Origin of the sequence: Dermacoccus sp. UBA1591 (assembly GCF_002322065.1) — a bacterium.
GTDB classification, from domain to species: Bacteria; Actinomycetota; Actinomycetes; order Actinomycetales; family Dermatophilaceae; genus Dermacoccus; species Dermacoccus nishinomiyaensis.
The window spans coordinates 7251-8614 of the sequence record NZ_DCNR01000120.1 but is presented as its reverse complement, the minus strand read 5'-3'; the positions used below and the strand labels follow the sequence as shown (position 1 = coordinate 8614).

The 1364-nt window shown below is 69.9% G+C and carries 3 protein-coding genes; all 3 read left to right on the top strand.

Translation table 11 applies throughout. From position 1 onward, the window contains the following. A partial coding sequence (locus tag B2284_RS13790) for an acyltransferase family protein (RefSeq protein WP_414646265.1) occupies positions 1-348 on the top strand: 348 nt, incomplete at its 5' end. Next, positions 349-1095 carry an SGNH/GDSL hydrolase family protein gene (locus B2284_RS13785; protein ID WP_136788415.1) on the top strand — a complete coding sequence of 249 codons (747 nt, stop codon included), beginning with the start codon at positions 349-351 and terminating at the stop codon, positions 1093-1095. It begins immediately after the preceding gene. A 33-nt stretch (positions 1096-1128) separates the two neighbouring features. Further along, a partial coding sequence (locus B2284_RS13780; protein WP_414646264.1) for an acyltransferase family protein occupies positions 1129-1364 on the top strand: 236 nt, incomplete at its 3' end.

Below are 1364 nucleotides of genomic sequence, written 5' to 3'. Positions count from 1 at the left end.
CTCGTGCGGCTGCACGCCAACCGTCTCGCGGTGCACACCGGCAAGATCTCCTACGGGCTGTACCTCTACCACTGGCCCATCTACCTGTGGCTCGTGCACGCCTTCGGTCACGGGCACGTCATCCTGCTCGCGGTGGCGACGCTCGTGCTCTCGTACGCCGCCGCCGACGCGAGCTACCGCTGGCTCGAGAAGCCCGTCATCAAGCGCGGGGTGCGGGCCTTCGGTGGGCGGCGCGCGGGCGGCGCGGGCGCCGTCGGTCTCGTCGGGGTCCTCGTCGCGGCGCTGGCCATCCCCGCCGGGGCGAGCACGGCGGCCCACGAGGTGTCTGCGCCGCAGTACCCGCAGTAAGTGGCACACATCCCGACGCTCGTCGAGGGTCAGGCGCCGTACACGCCGCCCGCCCGACCACTCGCCGTCACGCTGTACGGCGACTCGGTGCCGTACTTCCTCGCCCAGCGCATGCCGAAGGACAACTTCTCGAACCTCGTCGTGACGAACGCCGGCGCCCCCGGCTGCGACCTGCTCGACGCGCCCGTGCAGTGGACGGCGACGCGTCAGCAACCCAACGACACGCCGTGTCGCGAGGCGAAGGCGGCGTTCGGGCCCACGGTGCGTTCTTCCGGCTCCCGGCTGGCCGTGCTCATGCCGACGCTCTACCTCGCACTGCGTCACGACGTCGACGGCAAGGTGCTGTGGCTCGACGACGCGGCCTACCGCGACCTCCTCACCCGCACGCTGATGAAGACCCTCACCACCGCGCGCACCTCGGGCGCGGCGAAGTTCGCCGTCACGACCGTGCCGTGCCGCACCATCGACGAACTGCAGGTGCCGCCCGAGTACCGCGGCGACTTCGACAAGTTCCCCCAACTCGTCGCCGAGGCTGGGCACCCGAAACGGGTCAACGCGATCATCACGGCGTGGGCGAAGGAACACCACGTGCCCGTCCTCGACCTCGCGGGCGCGGTGTGCGGTTCGTCGTACCAGCCGACTCGCCACGGCATCACGCTCTACGACGACGGCATCCACTTCTCGCCCGAGGCGACCCCGATGATCTGGGGTTGGCTCGCGCCGCAGATCGTGGCGGCCGCCCGATGAACGAGGCAGCCCGATGAACATGGTGGCCAGACGATGAGCACATCCGCACGCTCGCGCGGGAGCCGTGTCGAGCGTCCCCGCACCGATCGTTACGCGGCCATGGACGGCTACCGCGGCCTGTTCGTCCTGCTCGTCATCGCGTATCACTTCGGCGCGACGGGCCTCGTCGGCGGCTGGGTGGGCATCAACCACTTCTTCGTGTTCTCCGGGTTCCTCATCGCGCGCATCCTCATCAAGGAACGTCAGCGCACCGGTCGCATCGACGTGCG